Below are 26395 nucleotides of genomic sequence, written 5' to 3'. Positions count from 1 at the left end.
TCTATTATTTTAAAATATAAACTATTCCAAGCCATCAACCCGCTTATTTACATTTAATAAGCTGATTTTAAGTGATTTATTTATGCATCAACATATTGAAAAACTGTATTTAAGCGCAAAAAAAGAGAAAAAATTAATAATTGGTCTGATGAGTGGTACTTCATTAGATGGTCTTGATATCGCGCTATGCGAAGTATCAGGGCAGGGCATGGATACTCATGTCGAAGTAGTAAAGTTCACTACGGTCGATTACGACGATGATTATAAAGCCCGTATAAAGCGAGTATTCGCCAAGCGCGAATGTGACCTCGAAGAAGTCACTTTACTTAATCCTTGGATTGGTCAATTACATGGCAACATGGTCGTAAAAACGTTAACTAGCTGGGGCGTGGCAAAAGAGCGTGTAGATGTGATTGCCAGCCACGGACAAACTATTTATCACTGCCCTAAAAACCAACATAAACGTCCTGAATATGGTAATGCAACACTGCAAATTGGTGATAGCGATCACTTAGCTGTGACTGCTGGCATTACTACTATAGGTGATTTTAGACAAAAGCACATAGCAGCGGGTGGCGAAGGCGCACCGCTTGCGGTATATGGTGACTACTTGTATTTCACAAGTACCAGCGAAAACCGCATTTTGCTTAATATGGGTGGCATTGCAAACTTAACCTACTTACCTAAATCTGCAGATGCACGTGCGGTTTTTAGCTCTGATATTGGCCCAGGTAATACGATGATGGATGCTTACGTGCAGCGTTATTTTACACCACTTCATTATGATAAAGATGCCGCTATTGCTGCAAAAGGCACGGTCAATGAGGCTTTACTCGCAGCGCTATGTAATGATGCATTTTTTGCTTTAGGGTTTCCTAAAACCACGGGGCCAGAAGTGTTTAATCTAGCCTATTTAGCTGCGGCACAAGCACGCTCAAATACGCAGAACTTATCGCACTTTGATGTGATGGCAACCTTAGTGCAGTTTTCAGGGTTAATGATTGCTAAAGCAATTAACCAATGCAGCGAAGGCTTAACCGATGTGGCTGTTTACGCCAGTGGTGGTGGGGTTCATAACCCATTATTAATGAACATTATTTTAGCTAATTGCCCAGCGCTTTCTGTGATTAATAACACAGATTCGTTGGGTATAAACCCAGATGCAAAAGAGGCCGTGTTATTTGCTATTTTAGCAAACGAATGTTTGTCGGGTGGGCTACAACGCTTTGGTAATACCGAGCAAGGGATCCCCGATATTACCATGGGTAAAATTAGCTTTGCAGACTAGGTTACAAATCTCGCGCCGCGATTAAATCGCCCCTAGAGTGAACAAATTTCAATTTACAAAGGTCAAAATGCTCTAAAAAAAAGCCAATAAGCTTGCGCCCATATTACTAATGTAATGGCGTAAGCCTTGGTTTTTAGCATGTTCATTAGTCAATAACTCGGGTGATTTTTGTGCTGCAATACTGACATCAAACTGAGCGCTGTCTTTAAGCGTGGCATGCATGCCGTGCAGCATTAATTGCAATACAAATTCACCACTGTGAGTAACGTTCTCTAATGTAAGCGTAATAACGTGCTGATCTAAATTTTGTTGTGTTAGCGTGTGCGCTACAAAATATGCAGATTCTCGTGCATTTGGACGTGTTGCACTGATAGAGATCACATCACCTACATGGGCATCAGCAGGAAGTACGCAACGAAAAGTAACATATTCGTCGTCATCAGCAGCAAAGTGAAGGTGTTCGTATTCTATTGTATGTGCAAGTGCTGCACACAAAGGATCTTCACTAGAGGGGAGTGCAAACGAAAGTTGCACCAAGGCAGTGTCCATTACTTCTTCATTACGTTAGGTGATTAAATTAGCGTCAATTATTGATCAGTTAAATGACAGAATTATGACTATTGTCATATTGCGGATTATATATTTTAGAAACAGAGAAAAGTTGTTCTTTCTGTTCCAAAACTAGAATGGTTTCTGACAAGATTGGAATAGAAAGTCTTGTATGTAAAGGGTTTTAGGGCCGAGGGAAATGTCGATATTTGGGGTTTTCTGATAAGGCATGACAGCTGTATATTTGCCCCAAAGCTATAGAAAAACCATAATGAAAATATAAAGTCTTAGAGTTATACAAAGCTCAGTTTGGATTAATCTGAAACCAGCCATTTTTGTGCCGTTTCGTAACTCGAAAATGCCCCAAAAGGAGCTAACACAAATGCTCTAGGGGTGACTTTGAACTAAGTGCGGGGAGTTACCATCTAGGTGGCTGCTTAAAATCAATTAGTTAATCAGCTTAATTACTCGGGCTAGCGGCCTATGTGTGCGTAAAAATTTAATTGCTTATTAAGGCAAATTTAGGTGTAATGAATACATACTAAGCGCTGAGAAATGCAGGGAAAGCTTACATAGCACTAGCAAGGAAAATGATAGCTTCTAAAAAGCAAACTCCCATAGTATTAACAACACCAACTCTAACACAGCGAGTAGGTAGCGGCTCAGTCCAACTAGCGATCATTCAACACAAACTGCGAGTTGCATAAATACTATAATGTTATATGCAATAGTCGATTACCACATTAATTAGGGATAATAACTTGATTTACGCTTTAAAGAATAAAAATGGAGATATTGGCGAGTATTATTTTGCTTACTGGGTAACTAAATATTTTGGCTGGCCTTGTCGGTTGTTAGATATTGATCTTGGACTAGATGCTCAAGTTGAGATATGTAATCCAAAACATAACGCAATAGGGAAGTTCATAGCTGTACAGATAAAATCTACTCAAAGTAATAAAAAATCAGTCAGCCTTCATTTAGATAACCTGAAGTATTGGAAGGCGATGGAAGAACCCGTCATAGTCGCAAGAATTATCAACGTTACTAAAGTTCCAGAGATATATTGGAAAATAGTTAATACAAAATCCATTGATAAGTTGATAAAAAAAGCTGAGAAAAGTAAAGAAAAAAAAACTACACTCAATTTTTCAGATAATGATTGTTTAACTAAGGAACATAAAGAAGAGTTTAGGCTACTTCCTGCGCTGAAAAATATTGAAAAACTGGAGGCTCAAAGTAAAAAGGTTAACGAGAAGTTCGAAGAAGGGGTATTGCCTTTTTATGATGTTCAAGAAAAAGAATACAATATGAATACAATTGGTTGTGATGATGATTTTATTGAAAATTTCGATAGCCTTTGCTTTGAGATGGATACTGTCAAAAATTGCGAATTTTTTGATGAAATTATAGATAACTTTTATGATCGCTTGATCGAATACCCCAAGTTAGTTGAAGTATTTGAAGTATATAAAAATCTAGCGATTACTTATATTCGATCTCTAAAACATAATTCTAAACTCGATGTATTGCAACGATGGAAAGAGCATCCATATCATAGTGATTTAGCTTATATAGTCAATAATAACTAAAGCATATAGAAAGGGCTTAAACTTGACTAAAACAGTGAGTTATATTTCGCTTCGTTTCACATTTTAACCCACTACTTTAGTTTGCTCAGTGCGGCATTATGTTTTAAAGAGGTACGGGTGGATTTTATCGGCAATATAAAAACTTGGACAACAAGATTTCTAGGGTGCTTTTTATTCTACTTCTCTTTCACAACCGATTTTCACTTATTTTATACTCCGATAGTTTTTATCGGGGCAATGGTTTGTGTTTTTTATAAACACTCAAAAGATAAACGAAATAGCATTGTTGAAGGTATTTGGATCTTAGTTACGGTTTTTGGTGTTCTACTATCAGGTCTAGCTCTATTCGGGTAATAAGGAGTTGCCTGCACTAGCTATATTTGTTCCTTTGGCAATATTTTATTTTTGTACTTTTATTCCTCTTAATTATTTTCCTAAATTTATTAGGGTGTGGTTTAAGTAAAACATAACAAACGCATTAAGCATGGGGCTGCTAAAGTTTGGCTCCGCTATGTTTCACTATTTTAGCTAAACATTATCAGCCCCTTATGCGGGCGTTCTGAATAAATACTCTAACTCATTTTTGTCGATCGATGAGTTATCAATATAACTCGTCTTTACCCTAAACGCGCTGCCTTACTTCAGCCCCTCTAATTTATGAAAGCCACTTGACTTAATTTATAGTTTCATCCGTTTTTTTGTGGTTGAGTAAAAAATAATTTATTAGAGGATTCTAAATTGGACTTAACCGAGTAATGTCGGGAAAAATAAATTTAGGAGCCCTTCATGAATAGCAAAGTTGGCATCTTTTGGTTTGCTGAAAACACATTAGTCTTTAAAGCTCAAAGTGCTATCGACTTAAAGCCAGATCAACTTGGATTTATTGATAGTACACTGCAACACCAAGTTGAGTGGGAAGATAATAATATTTATCAATTGTTTGGTCTAATGCTAGATAACACTGACTACTACAACTTTCCCAGAGGTCGAGTTGTTTTTAATACTGAGCAAAATACCTCATACGTATATTTAGACAAAAGCTTGTTTAAAAAGCATATAGTTAAAAAGATAAAAGCTAATTTTTCTTTTCTAGATACAAATGTTAGGTTCTTTACTGATCCTCATTACAATTGCTTTGGTAGTATTTAGAACAAATAAAATACTACCAAATAACTGAGTACAGATACGCAGAGCTAAATTGGTGGCAACCCTGTAAAACTACTTACCAAGGGGGGCTGGTGATTGACTGCGTATAAAAGCCGGAATATCAAAAATATCACTTTGACTAGATACAACAGCTTTAGCTTTTGTTGTTTGCTCTACTTTAGGTATTGTTTCATCTATGTTTTTGGCATGAATTAACTGACTTTTTGCACCTGTGGCTATGATGAGTATTTCAAAGTTATTCGCCAAACTCGTAATTTTAGAAGCACCACAAATAACCACTGCGTTAGGGCTAACTTGATGACGTACTGTATCCATTATGGTGTTGTAACTACCTAATGAAATCTCATCGACACAATTAATTTGTACAATAACACCTGTACTTGTGCTCATATCAACACTGCTAACCAGAGGGTTGCTCAGGGCTTGCGTAAGAGCCATTTGTAAATCGCTTTCATCTGCACACTTTCCAACCCCCAATACAGCATCGCCTTGGGCGTCCATTACTCTTTGAAAGTCACGCAGATCTACGTTAATTAATCCCTGATAACACAGCATATCGATGAGTGAGGTAATTAAAGAATGTAAAATTTGATTACTGTGCTTAAAGGCATCAAATAAGCCAATGTCATTACCAAGCACCTCAATAAGTTGATCATTTGGTAAAGTGACGACAGCATTAGCGAACTGTTTTAATTCATCAAGCCCTTGCTCAGCTACTTTTCGCCTAAAATCCCCCTCACTGGTAAAGGGTAATGTTGCAATACAGATTACGGGCTTATTAAGATCTTTGGCTAACTTAGCTATGTATGGGCTAGCTCCTGTGCCAGTGCCACCTCCTAAGCCAGTTGCGCATAAGAGAATATCGCAGCTTTCGATAAGCGTTAATAATTGTTCTTCACTTTCTTGTGCGGCGAGTAACCCTATTGCTGGGTCTGCGCCAGCGCCATAGCCGTTTGTAAGCTCAGCACCTATCAACACAAAGTCATCACTTTGAGAGTGCTCTAATACAACCTTATCAGTATTAACGCAGTAAAACTTAGTTTGCGGGTTTTGAACCTCATTAAAAATAGTATTGACGGTATTACAACCGCAGCCACCAATACCAAATACGCCAATAGACAAGCCATCTAAATTTTCAACTAACTCAAACATCATTGCTCCTCATTTTTTAAAGAGCATAACAACAAGGTGCGTCAATTTTTGACGCACCTTAAATCACAAGTTATAAGTGTTTGAAGCCTCATTTAGTTTTTTAATGATTCTGCTGCGTACAGCTTGAGGCTCTATTACCTCAAGCCAATGTGATGCTCTAAACAGTTCATCTGTTAATTGCTCTGTGTCCTGCACATTGAATGTAAGCAGTGATGTTTGATCATCTAACTTTTTCTGCTCTATTAACTCACCAAATTGCACAAACCCTTGATTCAATGAAGATTGAGACGGCACTTTGATAATCAAGTTAATACTGTCCTGACGCTTTCCTTTATTAATTGCAGATCTTAATGAGCTTAACTGCTCTAAATTTGGTACACGCCGTGTCTTTTGTAGTACCTTCACATTACGAATACGATAAACCGGCATCTGATAGCACTTGTCATGTAGCGTCCCTACCATAAACTGCGCCATGAGAATGCCATTGTCTTCTTCAAGACCATAGAAGCTAAGTTCAGGAAAAGCTAACCAGTGTGCCTGATCATATAAAACGCGATAAATCTCAGCACTAACTGAACGATTATGTGTTATTGCATGCTCGATTTGTTCAACAACCCTGCTATCAACATTCACCTTAATCGATCTATTACTTTTCAGGTTTAACCACTCAGGTTTGTTGCCATTTAGTCGCTGTAATGCAATATCAGCTTTAGCATGAATTGCTTGTTTAATATCCACAGGAATATTCTGTGGCAAAAGCTGCTCAAGCAATAAGTAATGGTGAGCAAGCTCAGTACTGAGTAACTGTGAGCTTCCCCGCCAGCCCTTACTAATAGACCATGCATAAGGTTTTGTTCTCGTATCTTTTTCAAGGCCAAAACAGCCTTGCTCGTATAAAGACTGAAGATCACGTTGGAGCATACGAGTGGAGAGGTTCAAGCCACTATTAAAAAGTTTTTGTTTCAGTTGGGTTACAGAGATGGAGCTTGGCTTTGAAGGCACAAGCTCTAGAATTGCTAAATGGCGCTGGGAGATCATTATATTAGTACTTATATTTTTTCCTATGATGTTTCATATATGATTTAGTTTCCTTACACATAGAAATTTTCATGTTTTTGCTAAGTGATAACTTCTCAAGATCTTTTGAGCTTAATTCATCACTTATCAAGATTAAGCCATTTGGGTCAAAGCTTATCAAGCCCTTATCAAATAACGCATCTAAATGTGCCGCAAGCAATAAACCATTGTATGGGTCTATTCTTTCATGGGCCTCGGCATCGCGCCAAGCTTTGATATGTGAAGCTCGGAGTAAATCTCTACACTCTAAACCGGTTAAAGCACAGGATTCTCCCCATAAGTTATCTAAAGCTTTTCGAAACTTCCCTTGCCCTATTCTTGTCTTAACAAGCGCATCTCGTTCCGTCTCAGTAAGTCCATTTAATTTGTCGAAATCATTAATAAATTCATTAATATATTTTTCTGGTTCATCTTCGTAACTAGTGTCAATTTTAGCAAGTGGCGTAATGACATTTGTTTCTACTATTTTTAATAATTCATTGTAATTAGCTTTATGATTCTGACCTACTTCAAAAAATGCTTTATACTTCAGTTCATTGTCATCTAACTTGAACAGATGTTGGATATTCTTAGGTAACGTCACCAACTTTGGAAGAGTGACAGTTAGAGTGCAGCCTTTTTTCTTACATCTAATTCCCAACCTAGCTCCAACAGAATCATTTCCATATTTAAAAACATGACTAGAAGATCGATTAAACCAACCGTACTCAATATTTGGAACTCTAAACTGATCACAAAATTTTATTATTTCTAATGCTATTTTACGGACTTGAGGGTTAGCATTAAGCCATTTATTAGCCGCAGGCCTTTTAGATAAATCAGGCGTTCTTCTTGATTTTTTTCCTTTTGTTAGTTTTGCCTCCTTTTTTAATTTCTTAACTTTTATTGACTCTGGTGAATCTGATATTTTTTTATCACTCATAATTCTGTTTCCTAATAATATTAAAATCAATACTTCTATTTAAGTCATTGTTGTAAATTCAAATAACAAATCCAATCTTGCGTTCTGAACCACCTTTGAGAGCATTTTGTTCTTTCAAAATTGACAGCATACTCTCTTGAGTCATACGACGTTTCGAAAACTTCATTTGCCTCTTTACAATGGCAAAATCACCCGGTGTGAGCTTTGATAACCCAAACAATTCATTTATAACGGTCTTTTTTAAAACACCTCTGCCCAGTGTCTGCCTAAACATACCTTTGCACTGTATGGGTGTTAGATAAGCTAGGTTTAACTTGAAATCAAATCGCCTAATTACTGCTTTATCTAAGTTTTTAGCGAAGTTAGTAGCTGCAAAAAGTGGGAGTTGAAATTGCTCCATCTGACATAATAATTCATTAACTAGTTGCACTTCCCAATTTGCCGTCGCTTGTTCACGGCTACATAGCAAACTATCTGCTTCATCAATAAATATTGCACTCATCTCCTGTGTAGCTTGTTTAAATAGTTGAGCGATATTTTGCTCACTTTCGCCAACCCACTTGCTTAATAAGTCAGATGCTTTGACCGAGATGAGTTTAAAATCAGCTTTTTCACATAAATAATTTACAAAGGCTGTTTTACCGGTACCCGGCGGACCAGTTAGTAAAGTTCGTGAACTCGAAAACTCTATTACAGCCTCTTCTACCTGTTCGAGAGATGCATATTCAGACTCTATATTTACCATTTTAGGATTAAACTTTTGCTCTGCTTGATAAGTCAGCTCATGAGTTGAAAAGCCGCATGCTGTTAAGGTATTTTGAATGTTCTCTTCAATACATTCACGCGCAGTGTGTGCTTTAAATCCACATAACCTAGCTACATGTACTGCTTTTGCAATATGGGCTGGCAGCAAATTTCGTTGAGCTGCTAACTTATTTATGAAGTTGTTACCCACGTTCAAGCCTTTAACATATTTGCCAATCATTTTTTCTTTGGTTGTTTTACTTAGCTCAGGTATTTCATAAACGATATTGAACCGTCTAATAACGCTTTGAGGTAAGTCTTCTAGATGATTAGTTATCCAAATACTCACCACAGGTTGATTTTCAATGTAGCTATGAAGCAACTCTTTTGAGAAACTTTTTGAAAATAAATCACGCTCAAAAATGTTTTCACACTCATCTAGTAACAGCATTGTTTTTTTACGCTTTGCTACTAGCTTACTTACTATATTAAAGTGCTCTAAGCGTAGCTCAGAGCTTGCGCTTCTACTATCAAGTTCGTTTGTTGGGTTTATTAAGTCACTACCTTTAGCTTGCACCATAAGCAACTGCGAACTACATGCTTTTGCTAAATATTGCGCCAATGAAGTTTTACCGGAACCGGGAATACCATAAAGTAAAATACTCAGTGGTTGCCCAGCGGTATTAGTTGCATTCTGAGTAGCTTTAAGTAACGTTTTTAAATCTAAGTGAGATAAATCAGTAGCGCTAAGCTCAGAAGCCTCACAGGGGGTTACTAAACTAGATAAAATATCACTTTCACTTTTTAACTTACCTTCAATCAGGCTTTTAGCAATTACGTTTGGTAATATTAAAAACTCATCTTCCCCTGCAAATATCTCCATATCCATTGAAAACATACCAGATTCAATAATTAACCCAATTTGCTTATTGAGTAGTGCATCATCAATATCAAGAACGTGAGCTATTTTTTCTGCAATAACGTTCGCGTAATCATCACGTAAATAATCAACAAGTTCGCGTAATGGCTTACTAAGCGTCATACAGCACGAGAAAATAACTAGAGGAGTAGCCGCTTTTGGAAGTCCAAACGCTTTACAAAATACATGTACATTTTTTTGTAACGTTTTAGGCATTGTGTTTATTGCTAAATGATCTATTCGTGTTATCAAATCGACAACATCTAAACCTTGTGAGTTAGCATAATTAAAGCCAGAAATGCTACATAGAGCTTTTTTAAATAGTTTATCGTGCGAAAGCTCTTCTATGTCGAATTCTTTTAATAATGCAGTAGTAAAGTGTGTCACAATACGTTTTAATAGAGGTGCTGAGTTCATACTATATACCTACCTTCTTTTAAATTAGTAAGTGTATTGTCGCTCGCTATGCTCAAAAGTTTTAACGTAAAATACCAATTGGTAACTAATTGATAATAAACAGTTATATTTAATGTAACTTCACTTTTTTATTTTTTACAATCATGTTTTAATCAAGTTTTTGTTTTTGATAGGAAAAAGTGGGCTCACATTTTTTGAAACGTTTAAACAAACTTTAAAGTGAAAGAAATGGAAATAGAAAACACAAATATAGGCTCCTTGGATAACCCTGTTTATCTGAAAAATAAGCATAAAAACTCCAAGCTTTCAAAAGAGTATATGAGCCGAGGTGAGGTATATGTTCATCGTCCCCTGTTGCAAAGATGTACAAAACATAATAACGGCGATGAATTTGCATTTGATAAAGCACCTGAGGGATACGAACATTACACATCAAATGTAATTTCTAACCCTAATTTGCAACCCCTAGATATCAAGATTGCTTTAGCTTTATTTGAAATGCTTGATTGGCGAAATAGCGACGAAGGTAAAGTTTACATATGCACAACAAAAGAACTAGACCTAGAAAGTTATGGTGATTATGGACAAGAAATTAACTTTAGTGATGGGTATGAAAGAGAAATAGTCGAAATGCCACTTACTAAGCAATTAGCAAAGCTATTTAACATTTCAATTTCTACTGATGTGTTAAATAAAGTGCTTTCCCGCTTAGATAGTTTTCACTATATCAATTGTACCCCTGTTTCAATGGCCAACTCAAAGCTTGGTAAATCGACTTCAGAATCAAAAAAAATTAAAGCCTATCTCAAGTTAATCGAAATCAACGATATGATGGATACAAAAAACTTAACAAATATATGGGTAAAAAATTAAAAAAGGACGCATTAATGGAATCAAGAAAAAGTAGTAAACATGGAGCCAAGTACAATAAAATAGGCCAAAATTTCGTAATAAAAAAGCTAAGGGAGGAAGGCATTCTAGACTCAGAATGTAAAGGTGTAGATAATGCCATTGAAGAGTTAAAGAAGAAATTAGGTTTATTATCTCAGGTATCACCTGATGAGGCATCAACAGAGATAGATAACCTTATACTAGAAGCATTTAACCTAGGTGTTCAATCTGGGTTTTCCAAAGCCCTAGATAAGTTCCAAGATGGTTCAGTTAAAACTCAGAAAGTTGCTAATGAAGATTCGTGGTACTTAAATAGTGATTCGAAGTTCTTCAAAGTCAAAGAGAGGCTTCCAAGTATTAACGATGAGTTTGATGCGACTGTTACGATTACACTATCTACACATGGCTTTGAATAACGACCTAGAAATAAAAAATTGTGCTTTAGCTAATTTATATAAATTAGCTAAATTACCATCACAAAGAAGAATAGCCTCAATGAACGAGCAAGCGATCTTCGACCATATCAAACATGCATTAGATGATGCGCCTCGCAATCAGTACACCACTGAGTTGCATCTGCAAATGATCAAATACGCAGATAGCTTAAAAGGCATGACTGCTAAAGAGTTTTGCGAAGGCGTTGGCCTTAAACCCAGCTTTGGTACTGAATTTTCTAAAATGCGTAATCTCACTCACCGTTTAAAAGCCGCAGGCTTAAACACCGACTTGCTCTAACCGCTCAGGCACAAGGATTTAAAGGAACACACATGGCAATTAAAAAGACAGAACTTTATTCATCATTATGGGCAAGCTGTGACGAACTGCGTGGCGGTATGGATGCCAGCCAGTATAAAGACTACGTGCTAACCATGCTTTTCATGAAGTACGTTAGCGATAAATACAAAGGCGACCCATACGGCATGATTGTCGTGCCAGAAGGCGCAAGCTATGACGATATGATAGCCGCCAAAAACGACAAAGAAATTGGCGATAAAATTAATAAGATCATTGCCGCCCTTGCCGAAGAAAATGACCTCAAAGGCGTAATAGACGTTGCCGACTTCAACGATGAAGACAAGCTCGGTAAAGGCAAAGAAATGGTAGATCGCCTAACCAAACTGGTTGGTATTTTCCAAGGCTTAGATTTATCTTCTAACCGTGCTGGCGGTGATGACCTATTAGGTGACGCTTACGAATATCTAATGCGTCATTTCGCGACAGAATCAGGTAAATCTAAAGGCCAATTTTATACGCCTTCGGAAGTGTCGCAAATTCTGGCGAAAGTGGTAGGCATTAAAGAAGACACACCTCAAGATGCCACCGCCTACGACCCTACTTGCGGCTCAGGTTCATTGTTATTAAAAGCCAGCGACCAAGCTGAACGTGGTTTAACCCTATACGGACAAGAAATGGATAACGCGACTAGCGCACTTGCCCGTATGAACATGATCTTACATAACAACACCACCGCTAAGATCTGGAAAGGTAATACACTTTCTGACCCACAATGGAAAGATGCCCCTAACCAATTAAAAACATTTGATTTTGCGGTTGCCAATCCTCCATTTTCAAATAAAAACTGGACCAGTGGCTTAACCCCAGAAAACGATTTATATAACCGTTTTACTTGGGGCATTCCGCCAGAGAAAAACGGTGACTACACCTTCTTGCTGCACATTATTAAAAGCCTAAAAAGCACAGGTAAAGGCGCGGTGATCTTACCGCATGGTGTATTGTTCCGTGGTAATGCTGAAGCTACTATTCGTGAAAACCTCATCAAACAAGGTTACATCAAAGGCATTATTGGTTTACCTGCCAACTTGTTCTACGGCACGGGTATTCCTGCCTGTATTATCGTGATTGATAAAGAACACGCGCAAAAAGCAGTGACGAGCTTTAACGAAGGTAATGAAACACTACCAACCGTATCAGGTCGCCCAATCTTTATGATTGATGCCAGCAAAGGCTTCATTAAAGATGGCAACAAAAACCGACTGCGTAGCCAAGACATTCATAAAATTGTTGATGTATTTAACAAAGGCTTAGAGCTTGAGCGTTACAGCCGCTTAGTGGAAATTGATGAAATTGCCGCTAACGATTACAACCTTAACATCCCGCGTTATATCGACTCATCTGAGCCAGAAGATTTACACGACTTAAGCGCTCACCTGCAAGGCGGTATTCCAAACTGTGATATTGATGCACTTGAGCATTACTGGCAGGTATTCCCTAGCATCCGTGAAAAATTATTCGAGCCAAAACGTGAAGGCTATAGCCATGCACTGGTTGAAGCTAACCAAGTTAAAAGTACCATTTTGGCTCACCAAGAATTTAAAGACTTTGCCGCCCGTAGCTTATTGCCATTTAAACAGTGGATACCTGAGGCGAAACTTAAAGAAATCAAAGTTGGAGATAATCCGAAAAACTTTATCTTTAACATTTCCGAGAATTTGCTAGATAGCTATGCCAATAGCGACCTATTGAGCAAATACGATATTTACCAAATTCTGATGGATTACTGGGCCGATACCATGCAGGACGATGTGTATGTATTGGTGCAGGACGATTGGCAAGCAGGTAACACCCATCGTGAGTTAGTTGCTGCCAAGGGCGAAAAGCTCAAAGAAACGCCAGACTTAATTATCAACAAGAAAAAGTACAAAGCCGAGATTATCCCACCTAGCTTAATCGTTGCCCGTTACTTTGCCGACCAGCAAGCGCAAGTTGATTCCCTGCAAGCCAAACAAGATGAAGCCACTCAAGCACTGGAAAGTTACCTTGAGGAACATGGCAGTGAAGATGGTTTATTAGTTGAGGCCCTCAACGATAAAGACAAAATCACCAAAGCCAGCGTTGCCGCCAGAGCAAAGCTCGCAACCGATGCTGATGAAGTTAAAGCACTGAAACAAGCAATCAAGCTGTTTAACGGTGAAGCGGCTGCGAAAAAAGCAGTGAAAGAAGCACAAGAAGCGCTCGATTTAAGCGTATTTAACCAATATCCAAAACTCACTATTGATGAAATCAAAACCCTTATTGTCGATGACAAATGGCTAGCAACACTGCAAGCCAATATAGTTGGTGAGATTGAACGTGTTACCCAACAAATGGCAAATCGGGTTAAACAACTGGAGGAACGCTACAGCACGCCACTACCAACCCTAGCGCAATCTGTTGATGACCTTAGCGATAAAGTCGCAGGCCACTTAAAAGCAATGGGCTTGGAGTTGTAAGTATGAGTGCATTAGAGCAGCATGTTCCTGATGGTTTTAGGCAATCTGAAATTGGTATTTTTCCAACTGATTGGAAAATCAACTCATTAGCTGAGGTTTCAACCAAAATTACAGATGGTACACATGACACCCCTAAGCCTATTAAGGAAGGTATCCCTTTTTTAACAGCTATTCATGTCAAAGAAAATCACATTGCTTTTGAGTCATGTTATTTTCTGCCAAAGTCTGTTCATGACGAGATTTACAAGCGTTGTAATCCAGAATATGAAGATATATTAATGGTTAATATTGGCGCAGGCACAGGCACTACAGCTCTTGTGAATGTGAAATACCCATTTAGCTTGAAAAATGTAGCTTTAATTAAACCAGACAAAAAAGTGTCGGATGGTAGATTTCTAAATCAAGTTCTGTCATTTCTTAAAGATGAAATACTTGAAAGTTTATCCGCAGGTGGAGCGCAGCCTTTTTTGTCTCTTTCTCAAATTGGTCAAATTAATGTTCCAACTCCTAGTAAAGAAGAACAAACCGCCATTGCCAATGCCTTGTCCGATGTTGATGCACTATTAACGGAATTGGAAAAGCTGATCGCGAAAAAACAAGCGATTAATACAGCCACCAAGCAGCAACTGCTGACAGGAAAAACCCGTTTACCGCAATTCGCCACTTACACCGAAGGCGAAAAGCAAGGCCAGCCAAAAGGCACAAAACCCAGCGAACTAGGCGAAATCCCTGAGGATTGGGATATCTCAACAATAGAAGGCGTTTCTATTGTCCCTATGCAAAACGGATTGTTTTATGAGCCAGCTAGGAAAGGTAAAGGTGCTCCTTTAATTAACGTGTCGGATATGTACACGAGTGCTCCAATTGATGTGGCCTCATTAGAGTTATTCAATGCATCAAAGGTCGAGTTAAAGGCTTTTAAAGTTAAAGAAGGTGATTTATTTTTTACGCGTTCATCAATTGTGCCCAGTGGCATAGCTTTTTGTAACATATTCCCAAAATCTGATGAAAACGTTGTATTTGATAGCCATTTAATAAGAGTAAGAGCTAACCCTGAAGTTGTTAACTACCAGTACTTGTATTTAAATTGTTTAGCAAAGCACTCTAGGCAGCATTTAATTGCTAATTCTAAAACAGCTACAATGACAACTATTGATCAAAAGGCGATTAACTCTTGCCCAGTACTTTTGCCAACTAAAGAAGAACAAACCGCTATCGCCACCATCCTCTCGGATATGGATAGCGAAATCCAAACCCTTGAACAGCGCTTGGCGAAGACTCGCCAAATCAAACAAGGCATGATGCAAGAGCTACTCACAGGCCGCACAAGGTTGCCAATAAGCAAGGAGGCTGTATGAACATATTAGTTGACCAAGTTCGAATTGCTGGGTTTAGAGGGATCGCTAATTTAGAAATTTCTTTACCCAGAGTGGCAGTGCTTATTGGTACTAATAACGCTGGTAAAACCTCGATCATAAAGGCTTTACAACTCGCCTTGGGCGATTATTCGCGCTCTTTAACTGAGGAAGACTTTCATATTGATGGGGAGGATCATGGCAGTGAATGTATCATTGTCGATGTCAGAATTGTCGCGACAGACGAACACGGTAATAGAGTTCAAGCATTTGAAAATGAGTGGATACTTGAATTTGAAGACATTATTCAATCTGAAGCTGACGGTCATCAATTTGTTGTTATTAGAACAAAATGTGAAAGAGACAAAATAAAAGGTGGATTTTTAACCTCTCGATTCTGGATGGAAACATGGCCCGATTTTGAAGGGTGGGCAGACGTAAAAGTGATATCTAAACGAAAAATTAGTAAGCGTTACGATGCACTGCCTTTTATTTCCATTGATGCCCAGCGCGATATCCATCAAGAATTAAGAGAGAAAACATCTTACATAGGCAAAGTACTTTCAAGTATTGAGTATGATGAGAAAGATGTTGAAGAGCTTGAAAAGATGGTTGCTGACATTAATGAAAAGGCGGTTGCTAAAAGTGAACCTTTATCTGAACTTAAAACTCACCTCGACTCATTGAGTCAGTCATTTGAAGGTAATGGGCAAACAGAAATTACGCCTTTCCCTAAAAAAATTAGAGACTTGTCTAAACGTTTTACAGTTCACTTTGGAGAACATGCTAGTAACTCTTTTTCAATGGAATACCACGGCATGGGCACACGAAGCTGGGCATCAATGCTAACGGTTAAAGCATTTACCGAGCTTTCGGCTAAAAAGCATGAGGAAGAAGTTGAACCGTTTTTTCCAATCATTGCAGCGGAAGAACCTGAAGCTCACTTGCACCCGAATGCTCAAAGAACTCTTTATCAGCAGTTAGCAGATTCTAGGGGGCAGGTCCTCGTTAGCACTCATTCGCCATTTCTTGCAGCAATGGTGAACCTTCCAGACCTTCGTTCTATGGTGAAAGTTGATGGAAAAAATTGCGTTAAGCAGCTTTCCAACGCCTTTGACCCTGAGGATCTACTGATACTTCAACGCGAAGTTATGAGATTTCGGGGGGAAGTATTATTTGCAAGAGCAATTGTACTATTTGAAGGTGTCACAGAAGAACAAATTGTTCCTGCTATGTTTGAGCACTATTTTGGCTTTTCATCCTTTGTTGCTGGCGTCACATGTATCAGTGTTGCAGGTAAAAACTATGCTCCGTTCATTAAGTTGGGGTGTAGTTTAGGGATACCTGTTTGTGTTGTTAGTGACAATGACGGCAATACCAAATCTTCTGTTGAATCGCAAATTGCTAATATTAAGAAAGATACAGGGTTAGAACTAAACGCCCAAGAATTCCAAATTTACTTCTTATCCGATGGTAATGATATTGAGGCTGAGTTGGTTAATATTCTAAAAATCAACCCAGAGTTGATTGAAGCTTTAGTTCTTTCCGAAACAAAAGGTTCAAATAACCCCAAATATGTAGAGGCGAAGCAGAAGGAGCTTTCTACACTTGATAGTGAAGCCTTGTTGGAAAAACTTAGGGGTGCTAAAGCATCTTATGCAGGTTTTCTTGCTGATGTTATTTTTAGGAATCCACAGAAAAGAGAAAAAGGAACTCTCGTACCAGATGCTTTTAAAGCGGCATTTGAGCAAGTTAAAGGTTGGATATCAGTATGATAAGTCTTTCACCAGCACAAGCGAATATTGTCAAATCTCCGATAGGTACTCCTATACAAATACTAGCGTCTGCTGGTTCAGGTAAAACAAGAGTATTGACTGAGCGAATTCGATTTATTCTGGAAAATACCAAAAAAGATAGGGTTATTGCCCTTACTTTTACTAATAAAGCTGCTGAAGAAATGCAGGAGCGTTTAGTGGAAGTGGATGACATTGAAGATCGAACTTGGATTGCTACCGTTCATTCCGTTGCACAGAGAATATTGGAGCAATATGGGCATACCATCGGCTTACCTTCTGAGTTACACATTTACGACAGAGATAAAGACCGCATGGAAGTGTTTCTGCAATCACTAAGAGATGAAGGTGTCGATATTGACACGTATCTCAACATTGAAGATTCGAGAGAGAAGAAGAACCGCCAACAAGTCATGCAAAATTATATGGATACTTTTTCCATAATAAAAAGGGAACTGTTAAGCCAAGGCGAAGCAGATGAACGCTTTGGTGTAGAAAGTGGCGTTTGGAAAATTTATCAGGATTACCAAAATGCATTGTTAGCAAGTGGTGGTATTGATTACGATGATATCCTCATCTACGCCCATAAATTACTACTAACCCAAGAGTGGATTGCTGACTTATACCGCACAAAGTACAAACATATTTGTGTGGATGAAGCGCAAGATCTTAACAAAGCTCAATACGAATTTATAAACGCGTTTTGCGGTGAAAAAATCAGAAGCATCTTAATGGTGGGTGATCCTAATCAAATGATTTATGGGTTTAATGGTTCATCTGAAAAGTATCTCTTAACGCAATTTGTTGACGATTATCAGCCCACTCAATACCAACTTACAGAAAATTATCGAAGCACCAAAGCGGTAATTAATGTTGCTAATAAAATCAAACCGCTTTCACAAACAGAACATGAAATGGCTTTAAATGGCGTGTTTCATAAGCAATCGTGTGACGACGAATATGTTGAAGCACTATGGGTCGTTAATCAAATTAATGAGTTGTTAAAGCTGGGCATACACCCAGAGATTGAAGGAAAAATATCTCTTAAGAATATGGTTGTAATAGCAAGAAACCGATTCGTATTTAAAGCTATTACTGAGAATCTTGAGCAAAAGAATATTCCTTACCACTTCAAAAAAGGTGAACGCCAAACAGAACCAACGTCGCTATTTGGCAAAGTGCTCGATTTTGCACTTCGCCTAAAACTAAACCCTAAAGACTGGGTTGATGGTAAAAAGCTATGTGTCATTCTCAAAGTAACCCCACCTAATGATTGGGGGAATGAAGACTATTTGAGTGTATGGGCAAACGATGTACTAAATTCAGAAATACTGTTTTCTAATCTTCAATCAAAGCTATTGACTCAAATACAGAATCTAGATACTGATGAGCCAAACATTCCAAAGTTTCACAAAGAATTAATGGCTGAGCTTAATATATTAGCCAACGATGAATCCTTAGAAGATAAAAAACCAGAAATTGAACGTAGCTTAGCTGAGCTTGAAGAATTTAGAAATTCTTGGACTCGCTTCAAGTCTAAGGGGCTTGGTAATTCTCTTCAAGCATTTAGAAATGCGCTTGCTTTAGGGCAATTGGCAGAAACAGCTCAGGGCGAAGGAATAACGCTTAGCACAGTTCATACGATGAAAGGGCTAGAAAAGGACATTGTATTCCTAATTGGTATGGTTGAGGGCGTTTTCCCTGACTATAGAGCCAAGACTGCACAAGAAATAGAAGAAGAGAAAAACAGCGCTTTTGTAGCAGTAACAAGAGCTAAAAGGTGGCTTTATATCACTTATCCGCAAAAAAGGACGATGCCTTGGGGTGATATTAAATTTCAGTCGCCATCTCGATTTATAAGGGATTTATAAAAATGAATATTCTAAGCAAAGCAATTTTTGAGACAAGAGCCTGATGAGCAAACAGATCGATAAGGAAATCATAACGGTAAAAGCACTATTGTCTTTGCCAAACTTGAGCATTCCGGCATATCAACGCCCTTATAAATGGTCTCAAACAAATTTGGCTGATTTGCTAAGTGATTTAAAGGTATATCGAGAGAAATCGGCATACCGATTGGGGTCAGTGGTATTTCATAAGCACATAGATAGCGACAAAGAAGCACTTGATATCGTTGATGGACAACAGCGGACATTAACCTTGTTACTTTTAGTAAAAGCCTTGTTTGAAGAGCGTCTCAATAGTTTAAAGCGGCAAGATGTTAAAGAAACTCTGATCACACTGACTGAGCCTATTAATAGTTTTTTAGCGCGACAAACCTTTAATAGTGATATTTCGCATCGAAATTTGCATCAAAACTTTATGGCGGCAAAACGTGCTGTTGCTCGCAGTGACTTTACCGAAGCTGACATCGATTTTTTATTAAACCGCTGTGAAGTTGTGACCTTTGTGCTAGATGATGTATCAGAGGCATTTCAGTTTTTTGATTCACAAAATGCCAGAGGCCGAGATTTAGACCCTCATGATTTGTTAAAAGCGTTTCACTTGCGTGAGTTTTCACAAAACGAAAGTCAACTTAAAGCTGACTCGGTACGACATTGGGAAAGCTTGGAAAGTGAGCAGTTGGCGCGACTATTTGCCAACTACTTGTTCCGTATTCGCAACTGGGCACAAGGTAAATCGGCGCAGTATTTTAATAAATCAAAAGTAGGTTTATTTAAGGGCGTAAATCTCGATCAAGTTGGACTTTACCCCTATGTAGAACCGCTTCGCATAGCTCACCACTTTGTTGATAACTATAACGGGCAGTATCAGCGCCATATTGATCACCAAAATATGCGTTTTCCTTTCCATTTAGATCAGATGATCATAAATGGTAGACGCTTTTTTGAAATGACCAGCCATTATCAACATAAGATTAATGAGATAGTCAGCGATGAGCGAAGTGGCAAATCAAAGGCTAAGAATAGTGAAGATAAAAGCCAAACTATTCGCATATTGGATCACGAATTAGAACCATTAGCCAGTAATATTCTACATACTCTAAATACTTATCGTTCTCGAACCCGCACCGGAGATGGTTATATACGTACTCTCTTTGATTGTGCGGTGATTTTTTATCTAGATAAGTTTGGCGCACATCAGCTTTCGCAAGCGATAGAGAAGCTGTTTATTTGGGCATATAGCTGCCGATTACAAATGCAAGTCGTGGGTGTAGAGCGCATGGATAAACACGCTCTTACACAAAATGTATTTGAACGTATAAAACAAGCGGTGCAGCCAAGTGATGTTTTAAATTGGCCGTTAGGCACATTGAAAGCATCTGATTGTAAGGGAACCAAGCTGAGTGAGATCACAAAGCTGTTTAAGGACATGAAGTACTATGAGTAATACGCAAGCACCATACCTGCAATACAATGATGGAACTGCAAGTAAAGCAATCACCAGCTTTAGCGTTAAAGCATTACTTTGTGATACAAGCCGCTATTTAGTCCCAATGTACCAACGTAACTATGCGTGGGGTGAAGGTGAAATCAACCAGTTAATCCAAGATGTATTGGACTATCAGAAAAGCAAGCCTGAGCAAACCTACTACATTGGCACGTTAGTCGTGTTTGCACGTAAAGATGGCAGCTTTGAAGTGATTGATGGGCAGCAACGTTTTACCACGCTCACTTTATTAGCTTTTGCTCTTAAACGCTTATCTTCTACAAACAAATCGACGGTTGATATGGGCTGGTACAATGCACCCAACCTCAATTTTGAAAGCAGACAAAAATCATCAATAACCTTTGAGAGATTGTTTCATCGTGATGCTATAAAGCATTTAATAACGGATGAATATAATCAAGATCTCATAAATGGCTATACATTGCTTGAAAAAGGTTTATTGGCTCTAGGTGACAAGCTTGAAGGTTTCTGCGAATACCTGTTTAAAAAAGTAGAAATAGCGCGTGTATCAGTACCTAAGGATACTGACTTAAATCATTATTTTGAGGTAATGAATAATCGTGGTGAGCAGCTAGAGAAGCACGAAGTAGTCAAAGCAAGATTAATGTCGGTACTAAATGAAATTACTGACACCGATGAGCGCGAACAGAGCATACAGCTACTCAGTAAAGTATGGGACGCAACAGCGAATATGGAGCGTTACGTTCAATATGGCTTTAGTCCAGAAGAAAGACACCTTATTTTTGGTAAAGACGATTGGGGGCAATATACACCAAGGTGCTACGCTGATTTAGCTGCAAGTATTGGCGAGGCAATCACTCAAAAGAACGAATGCACTCAAACTATATCGCTGACGCTCAATGAGATCTTAGCAAAGCCACCTCAGTCCTCTTCTAGCGCAGATATCACGCTAACACCAGAGCGCTTTAATAGCGTGATTAATTTTTCTAACTTCTTACTACATGTATTGAGAGTGTTAACAAAGCAGGATATCGCATTAGACGATAAGCGTTTGCTAGAACAATTTGATGCCTATGTAAAAGACAATAGCAATGACAAAGTTAATGCTGTTAAAGAATTTGTATTTGCATTACTTAAGTGCAAATACCTTTTCGACCAGTACATCATTAAACGTGAATTCAGTGATGGCAAAGATAAGTGGAGCTTGAAGAAGCTGCATTTTTACAATAAAGAAAGCCAAAGTTATATCAATACATTTAATGATAATGATGACTTAGAAAGCGAAGATGGGTTTGAAGGTAATAATCGTCAGATCTTAATGTTGTTAAGTGCAATGCATGTTTCCACTCCGACACTGGTTTATAAACACTGGTTAAATGGTGCGTTGTTCCATTTATTCAATATGGATGGAATTACGCCTCGCCTGTATTTACAAAAACTCGAAAACTTAGCTCGCCAATTTGTATATGGACGCTTTTTAAGTGAATCGCCTTCTGATTACTATCAAATGATTTATCAAAACGAGAGATATTTAGCATTTGATTTAAGTAACCAGAGCGCTATGGCGAGGCTGCATTATGGCGTGATTGAAAACAACCTAGTGTTTAACTATCTCGATTATTTGTTGTGGTGTGATAGCGTTCAAAACAAAAAAGATGATGTAATTACTCAGTTTGAATTTACTTTCCGAAGCTCTGTTGAACACTTTTATCCTCAACATCCCCTTGATGGGCACCGTGTATTAGCCGATGCTGACTTACATCGATTTGGTAATTTGTGTCTGATAAGTCACAGTAAAAATTCAAAATTAAGTAACTTACAACCAACGGCTAAGCGCGATCATTTTAAAGCCGCCATTGCCGATAAAAGCATCGATACCCTAAAACTGTATGAAATGATTAAGCTGATGAATGCTGCTAACGAGTGGACTGAAACTCAAATAGTCGAGCATGAACAAAGCATGTTAACGGTATTCGTTAACGACTCGAAAAAGGAATTAGACAATGAGTAATGTCGGTCAATTAGAACGAAAAACCCAAAACCGAGTGGTTAAGTTTTTTAAAGAACAGCTTAATTATAACTACTTAGGTAATTGGGAATGCCGTGAAGCTAACAGTAATATTGAAAAAGACCTACTCACTAAATGGCTAAAAGGTCGTGGAACTTCAGATGCTCTGATTACACGTACATTACGCCAACTTGATACTGCCGCAGCTCTCGGTGAAGGTAAAAAGCTCTTTGATGCTAACAAAGATGTTTATCGCCTTTTACGTTATGGTGTAAAAGAAAAAGAAGGGGCTGGTGAACAAAACCAAACAGTTTGGCTAATTGATTGGAAAAATCCAGAAGCTAACGATTTTGCCATTGCTGAAGAAGTTACCGTAAAAGGTGAGCTGAAAAAGCGCCCTGATATCGTGATTTATGTGAATGGCATCGCGCTTGGTGTAATTGAATTAAAACGCTCTTCAGTATCTGTCAGCGAAGGTATTCGCCAAAACTTAGACAATCAAAAGAAAGCGTTTATTCGTAATTTCTTCACCACCATGCAGCTTGTTATGGCTGGTAACGATACCCAAGGCATTCGCTACGGCACCATTGAAACGTCTGAAAAATATTACCTTGAATGGAAAGAATGTAGCGGTAAGGAAAACCCCAAGCCACTTCCAACAGAAGACATTACAACAGAGAACTTACTCGACACTCATATCGCGCAATTGTGCGATAAAAAGCGGTTCCTGCAACTCATTCATGACTTTATTGTGTTTGACGCTGGAGTAAAGAAAACATGCCGACACAACCAATACTTCGGCATCCAAGCGGCACAGAAACACGTTAAAACGCACGATGATGGCATTATCTGGCACACGCAGGGTTCTGGTAAAAGCTTAACTATGGTTTGGCTTGCCAAGTGGATACGTGAAAATGTGACAGATTCACGGGTGCTAATTGTTACTGACCGAACCGAATTAGACGAGCAAATAGAAAAAGTATTCTCTGGTGTTGATGAAGAGATCTATCGCACCAAAAGCGGACGGGATTTGGTTGCCACACTCAATCAACCCAACCCGTGGTTATTCTGCTCACTGGTACATAAGTTTGGTCGAAATGGCGAAACAGTTACCGAAGAAGACGATGATGAAGCAACAAAAGACTACCTTGAAGCATTGACCAAAAACCTACCAAGTGATTTTGCCGCAAAAGGCAACTTGTTTGTGTTTGTTGATGAATGTCATCGAACTCAATCGGGCAAGCTACATGAAGCAATGAAGGCTATCTTACCCGAAGCCATGTTCATCGGTTTTACGGGTACACCATTGATGAAAAAGGACAAGAAGAAGTCCTTAGAAGTCTTCGGTCCATACATTCACACGTACAAATTTGATGAAGCCGTAAGTGACGGTGTGGTACTCGATCTGCGTTATGAAGCAAGAGATATTGATCAACACTTAACTTCAGAGAAAAAAGTAGATCAATGGTTTGAAGCTAAAACCAAAGGCTTATCTAACCTTGCTAAGATTCAGCTCAAACAAAAATGGGGCACGATGCAAAAAGTGCTCTCCAGCAAATCTCGATTAGAAAAAATCGTTAGCGATATTTTGATGGATATGGAAATCAAACCTGCGCTGATGTCTGGTAGAGGTAACGCTATGCTTGTGTGCGCTAGCGTCCATCAAGCCTGTGTTGTTTATGATTTATTTAGTAAGACCGACCTTGCAGGAAAGTGTGCAGTAGTAACCAGTTATCAGCCAGTTGCAGGCGCTATAAAAGGCGAAGAATCTGGTGAGGGTTTAACTGAAAAGCTGTTTAAGTATGACATCTATCGCAAGATGTTAGCTGAGTACTTTGAGCAAAGCGAAGAAGAAGCCGCTAAGCGTGTTGAAGAGTTCGAAAAAGCCGTTAAGAAACGTTTTATTGAAGAACCGGGTCAAATGCGCCTGCTGATAGTTGTAGATAAGCTGCTCACTGGCTTCGATGCGCCTTCTGCCACTTACCTTTATATCGACAAGAAGATGGCTGACCACAACCTTTTTCAAGCAATCTGCCGTGTAAACCGTCTAGACGGTGAAGATAAAGACTACGGTTACATCATTGACTATAAAGACTTGTTCCGTTCACTTGATAAAGCCATTAAAGATTACACAGCCGAGGCATTTGATGGTTACGATGCTGACGATGTTAAAGGGCTTTTAAAAGATCGCTTACAAGAATCTCGTGCTGATATAGATAATGCGCTGGAAGCGGTACGAGCGTTATGTGAGCCAGTGAAAGCACCTAGAGATACTAAAGATTTTATTCATTATTTTTGTGGTGAATCAGGTGTTGAGCCTAAAGATGAAGGTGAGCGCACTGAAAAAGAAGCTCTGCGTTTAGCTTTATATCAATCGGTCGCCAAGCTAATCCGAGCTTACACCAACCTTGCAAATGAAATGGAGCAAGCTGGTTACACCTTTGAAGAAGGTGAAAATATAAAGAAAGAAGTCGCATACTTTGAAAAGGTTCGTGATGAGGTAAAGCTTTCCAGTGGCGATCTACTCGAAATGAAACGTTTTGAGCCTGCGATGCGTCATCTATTGGATATGTATATTCGAGCTGATGACAGCGAATTATTGATGGACTTTGAAGAGTTAGGCTTGATTGCTCTCGTGGTAAACAACAACGGTAAAGGTTTAGAAGATTTACCTGAAGGCTTGCGTGACAATGAAGACGCAATGGCAGAAGCCATTGAAAATAACGTCAGAAAAACCATCGTTGATGAAAATCCAGTAAACCCTAAATACTTTGACAGCATGGCAACGTTGCTCGATGAAATCATTAAGCAGCGAAGAGAGCAAGCTATCAGCTATCAAGAATATTTAGAGCAGATTAAAGCTCTTGCTAAGAAAGTGGTTAATCCGACTGAAAATAGCAATCAAAGCTACCCCACTTCTGTTGATACGCCAGCCAAACAAGCAATTTATGATAACTTCGGTAATGATGAAGTACTTACAACTAAAATTGATACCGCTGTTCGCTACACTAAAAAAGCCGATTGGCTTGGTGATCGATTTAAAGAACGTGAGATAGCCAACGCAGTGCGACAAGAAGCGGCTGGTTATAACATCAATATTGTTGATGTCATGGAGCTAATTAAAGCTCAGAAGGAATATCATTAGTGCGCCATACTAAAAGCAATGCTCAGAGCGTTGAAGTAGTTCGCATTGGTGACATTGATGTAGAGCTAAATCGCAGAGCCATTAAAAACATTCACTTAAGCGTGCTACCGCCAAACGGCAAAGTACGATTGTCTATCCCCAAAGATACAAGTGAACAAAAGATTCGGCTGGCAATCGTAAACAAACTTGCGTGGATTAAGAAACAGCAAGCTGACTTTGCAGGCCAAGAACGCCAATCAATTCGTGAAATGGTTAATGGAGAGTGCCACTATTTATGGGGTAAAAAATACCGCTTAAAGCTTGTTGAAGCGCAAGGGAAATATGCGGTTACTGCAAAAGGCAACGGTAATTTAGTTTTATCTGTTGCAGAAAATACGTCAACCGACAATAAACTCAAACTACTTAACCGTTTCTATCGTGATGAAATGCAGCGCTCACTTGAGAAATTATTACCTCAATGGGAAAACAAACTAAGTGTAAACGCTGGTTCTATCAACATCAAAAAGATGAAAACCAAATGGGGAAGCTGCAATATTCAAGCTAAGCGTATATGGTTAAACCTAGAACTAGCTAAGAAACCTCCAGAGTGCATGGAGTTCATACTTGCCCACGAATTAGTTCATTTACTAGAGCGCCACCACAATGACAGATTCCGCTCTATCATGGACAAACATATGCCTAACTGGCGTGAGCGCAGAAACCTACTTAATAGCTTGCCTCTGGCTTATGAAGACTGGAGTTATTAATTTAAACTATAGTTTTTAAAGGAATTAA

At 38.7% G+C, this 26395-nt stretch carries 19 protein-coding genes; 14 read left to right on the top strand and 5 right to left on the bottom strand.

What is annotated here, in order from left to right; all coding sequences use genetic code 11:
* The first annotated feature begins 82 nt into the window (after positions 1-82).
* Positions 83-1288 (top strand): anhydro-N-acetylmuramic acid kinase, encoded by a 1206-nt coding sequence (locus CWC02_RS18830; RefSeq protein WP_138619774.1) that lies wholly within the window; start codon positions 83-85, stop codon positions 1286-1288.
* A 72-nt stretch (positions 1289-1360) separates the two neighbouring features.
* On the opposite strand, the gene CWC02_RS18825 is transcribed toward CWC02_RS18830, so the two are convergent.
* Complete coding sequence (locus CWC02_RS18825; protein ID WP_138619773.1) at positions 1361-1837, bottom strand: hypothetical protein; 477 nt, start codon at positions 1835-1837, stop codon at positions 1361-1363.
* A gap of 761 nt (positions 1838-2598) precedes the next feature.
* On the opposite strand from CWC02_RS18825, the gene CWC02_RS18820 reads away from it, so the two are divergent.
* Positions 2599-3429 carry a DUF4365 domain-containing protein gene (locus CWC02_RS18820; protein WP_171043873.1) on the top strand — a complete coding sequence of 277 codons (831 nt, stop codon included), beginning with the start codon at positions 2599-2601 and terminating at the stop codon, positions 3427-3429.
* Positions 3430-4215: 786 nt separating this feature from the next.
* The gene (locus CWC02_RS18815) at positions 4216-4578 is read left to right on the top strand and encodes a hypothetical protein (protein ID WP_138619771.1); all 363 of its coding nucleotides are present in this window, start codon (positions 4216-4218) and stop codon (positions 4576-4578) included.
* 69 nt (positions 4579-4647) lie between these two features.
* Here the strand turns inward: CWC02_RS18815 and CWC02_RS18810 are convergent, their stop codons facing one another.
* From CWC02_RS18810 to CWC02_RS18795, 4 genes are read right to left on the bottom strand one after another with little or no spacing between them, the layout of a single operon-like run.
* Complete coding sequence (locus CWC02_RS18810; RefSeq protein WP_249364139.1) at positions 4648-5751, bottom strand: cell division protein FtsZ; 1104 nt, start codon at positions 5749-5751, stop codon at positions 4648-4650.
* 60 nt (positions 5752-5811) lie between these two features.
* The gene (locus CWC02_RS18805; protein WP_138619770.1) at positions 5812-6786 is read right to left on the bottom strand and encodes a helix-turn-helix transcriptional regulator; all 975 of its coding nucleotides are present in this window, start codon (positions 6784-6786) and stop codon (positions 5812-5814) included.
* Between the two features lie 4 nt (positions 6787-6790).
* Positions 6791-7747 carry an HNH endonuclease gene (locus CWC02_RS18800; RefSeq protein WP_138619769.1) on the bottom strand — a complete coding sequence of 319 codons (957 nt, stop codon included), beginning with the start codon at positions 7745-7747 and terminating at the stop codon, positions 6791-6793.
* A gap of 58 nt (positions 7748-7805) precedes the next feature.
* Complete coding sequence (locus CWC02_RS18795) at positions 7806-9827, bottom strand: AAA family ATPase (protein WP_138619768.1); 2022 nt, start codon at positions 9825-9827, stop codon at positions 7806-7808.
* A gap of 228 nt (positions 9828-10055) precedes the next feature.
* Between CWC02_RS18795 and CWC02_RS18790 the strand changes: the two genes are divergently transcribed.
* The 11 genes from CWC02_RS18790 to CWC02_RS18740 all read left to right on the top strand — a co-directional run bounded on the left by CWC02_RS18790 (position 10056) and on the right by CWC02_RS18740 (position 26367).
* On the top strand, positions 10056-10700 hold the full coding sequence (locus CWC02_RS18790) for a hypothetical protein (RefSeq protein ID WP_138619767.1): 645 nt from the start codon (positions 10056-10058) through the stop codon (positions 10698-10700).
* 14 nt (positions 10701-10714) lie between these two features.
* The gene (locus CWC02_RS18785; protein WP_138619766.1) at positions 10715-11134 is read left to right on the top strand and encodes a hypothetical protein; all 420 of its coding nucleotides are present in this window, start codon (positions 10715-10717) and stop codon (positions 11132-11134) included.
* A gap of 79 nt (positions 11135-11213) precedes the next feature.
* Positions 11214-11453 carry an HTH-like domain-containing protein gene (locus CWC02_RS18780; protein WP_138619765.1) on the top strand — a complete coding sequence of 80 codons (240 nt, stop codon included), beginning with the start codon at positions 11214-11216 and terminating at the stop codon, positions 11451-11453.
* 32 nt (positions 11454-11485) lie between these two features.
* Positions 11486-13948, top strand: coding sequence for a type I restriction-modification system subunit M (locus CWC02_RS18775; protein ID WP_138619764.1), 2463 nt, complete (start codon positions 11486-11488; stop codon positions 13946-13948).
* A gap of 2 nt (positions 13949-13950) precedes the next feature.
* Entirely contained in the window at positions 13951-15306 is a 1356-nt protein-coding gene (locus CWC02_RS18770) for a restriction endonuclease subunit S (protein WP_138619763.1), read from the top strand.
* A complete protein-coding gene (locus tag CWC02_RS18765; RefSeq protein WP_138619762.1) occupies positions 15303-17078 on the top strand; it encodes an ATP-dependent nuclease in 1776 nt (591 codons plus the stop codon). Before CWC02_RS18770 ends, CWC02_RS18765 begins: the two co-directional genes overlap by 4 nt.
* The gene (locus CWC02_RS18760) at positions 17075-18967 is read left to right on the top strand and encodes an ATP-dependent helicase (protein ID WP_138619761.1); all 1893 of its coding nucleotides are present in this window, start codon (positions 17075-17077) and stop codon (positions 18965-18967) included. Before CWC02_RS18765 ends, CWC02_RS18760 begins: the two co-directional genes overlap by 4 nt.
* 43 nt (positions 18968-19010) lie before the next feature.
* The gene (locus tag CWC02_RS18755; protein ID WP_138619760.1) at positions 19011-20447 is read left to right on the top strand and encodes a DUF262 domain-containing protein; all 1437 of its coding nucleotides are present in this window, start codon (positions 19011-19013) and stop codon (positions 20445-20447) included.
* Entirely contained in the window at positions 20440-22479 is a 2040-nt protein-coding gene (locus CWC02_RS18750; protein ID WP_138619759.1) for a DUF262 domain-containing protein, read from the top strand. Before CWC02_RS18755 ends, CWC02_RS18750 begins: the two co-directional genes overlap by 8 nt.
* Positions 22472-25621 carry a type I restriction endonuclease subunit R gene (locus CWC02_RS18745; protein ID WP_138619758.1) on the top strand — a complete coding sequence of 1050 codons (3150 nt, stop codon included), beginning with the start codon at positions 22472-22474 and terminating at the stop codon, positions 25619-25621. Before CWC02_RS18750 ends, CWC02_RS18745 begins: the two co-directional genes overlap by 8 nt.
* Positions 25621-26367, top strand: coding sequence for a M48 family metallopeptidase (locus CWC02_RS18740; RefSeq protein ID WP_138619757.1), 747 nt, complete (start codon positions 25621-25623; stop codon positions 26365-26367). The genes CWC02_RS18745 and CWC02_RS18740 overlap by 1 nt, the downstream gene beginning before the upstream one ends.
* The last annotated feature ends 28 nt before the right edge of the window (positions 26368-26395 follow it).

The sequence above is a fragment of the Pseudoalteromonas sp. S2721 genome, from assembly GCF_005887425.1.
GTDB classification, from domain to species: domain Bacteria; phylum Pseudomonadota; class Gammaproteobacteria; order Enterobacterales; family Alteromonadaceae; genus Pseudoalteromonas; species Pseudoalteromonas simplex.
The sequence above is the reverse complement of the archived record's forward strand: the minus strand, read 5'-3'. Positions and strand labels throughout refer to the sequence as shown.

Bases quoted from the DNA above. Each gene is read 5' to 3' on its own strand.
- CWC02_RS18790 (WP_138619767.1), top strand. From the start codon at position 10,056: ATGGAAATAGAAAACACAAATATAGGCTCCTTGGATAACCCTGTTTAT.
- CWC02_RS18745 (WP_138619758.1), top strand. From the start codon at position 22,472: ATGAGTAATGTCGGTCAATTAGAACGAAAAACCCAAAACCGAGTGGTT.
- CWC02_RS18775 (WP_138619764.1), top strand. From the start codon at position 11,486: ATGGCAATTAAAAAGACAGAACTTTATTCATCATTATGGGCAAGCTGT.
- CWC02_RS18810 (WP_249364139.1), bottom strand. From the start codon at position 5,751: ATGATGTTTGAGTTAGTTGAAAATTTAGATGGCTTGTCTATTGGCGTA.
- CWC02_RS18800 (WP_138619769.1), bottom strand. From the start codon at position 7,747: ATGAGTGATAAAAAAATATCAGATTCACCAGAGTCAATAAAAGTTAAG.
- CWC02_RS18750 (WP_138619759.1), top strand. From the start codon at position 20,440: ATGAGTAATACGCAAGCACCATACCTGCAATACAATGATGGAACTGCA.
- CWC02_RS18770 (WP_138619763.1), top strand. From the start codon at position 13,951: ATGAGTGCATTAGAGCAGCATGTTCCTGATGGTTTTAGGCAATCTGAA.
- CWC02_RS18785 (WP_138619766.1), top strand. From the start codon at position 10,715: ATGGAATCAAGAAAAAGTAGTAAACATGGAGCCAAGTACAATAAAATA.
- CWC02_RS18795 (WP_138619768.1), bottom strand. From the start codon at position 9,827: ATGAACTCAGCACCTCTATTAAAACGTATTGTGACACACTTTACTACT.
- CWC02_RS18825 (WP_138619773.1), bottom strand. From the start codon at position 1,837: ATGGACACTGCCTTGGTGCAACTTTCGTTTGCACTCCCCTCTAGTGAA.
- CWC02_RS18805 (WP_138619770.1), bottom strand. From the start codon at position 6,786: ATGATCTCCCAGCGCCATTTAGCAATTCTAGAGCTTGTGCCTTCAAAG.
- CWC02_RS18830 (WP_138619774.1), top strand. From the start codon at position 83: ATGCATCAACATATTGAAAAACTGTATTTAAGCGCAAAAAAAGAGAAA.
- CWC02_RS18760 (WP_138619761.1), top strand. From the start codon at position 17,075: ATGATAAGTCTTTCACCAGCACAAGCGAATATTGTCAAATCTCCGATA.
- CWC02_RS18765 (WP_138619762.1), top strand. From the start codon at position 15,303: ATGAACATATTAGTTGACCAAGTTCGAATTGCTGGGTTTAGAGGGATC.
- CWC02_RS18755 (WP_138619760.1), top strand. From the start codon at position 19,011: ATGAGCAAACAGATCGATAAGGAAATCATAACGGTAAAAGCACTATTG.
- CWC02_RS18815 (WP_138619771.1), top strand. From the start codon at position 4,216: ATGAATAGCAAAGTTGGCATCTTTTGGTTTGCTGAAAACACATTAGTC.
- CWC02_RS18780 (WP_138619765.1), top strand. From the start codon at position 11,214: ATGAACGAGCAAGCGATCTTCGACCATATCAAACATGCATTAGATGAT.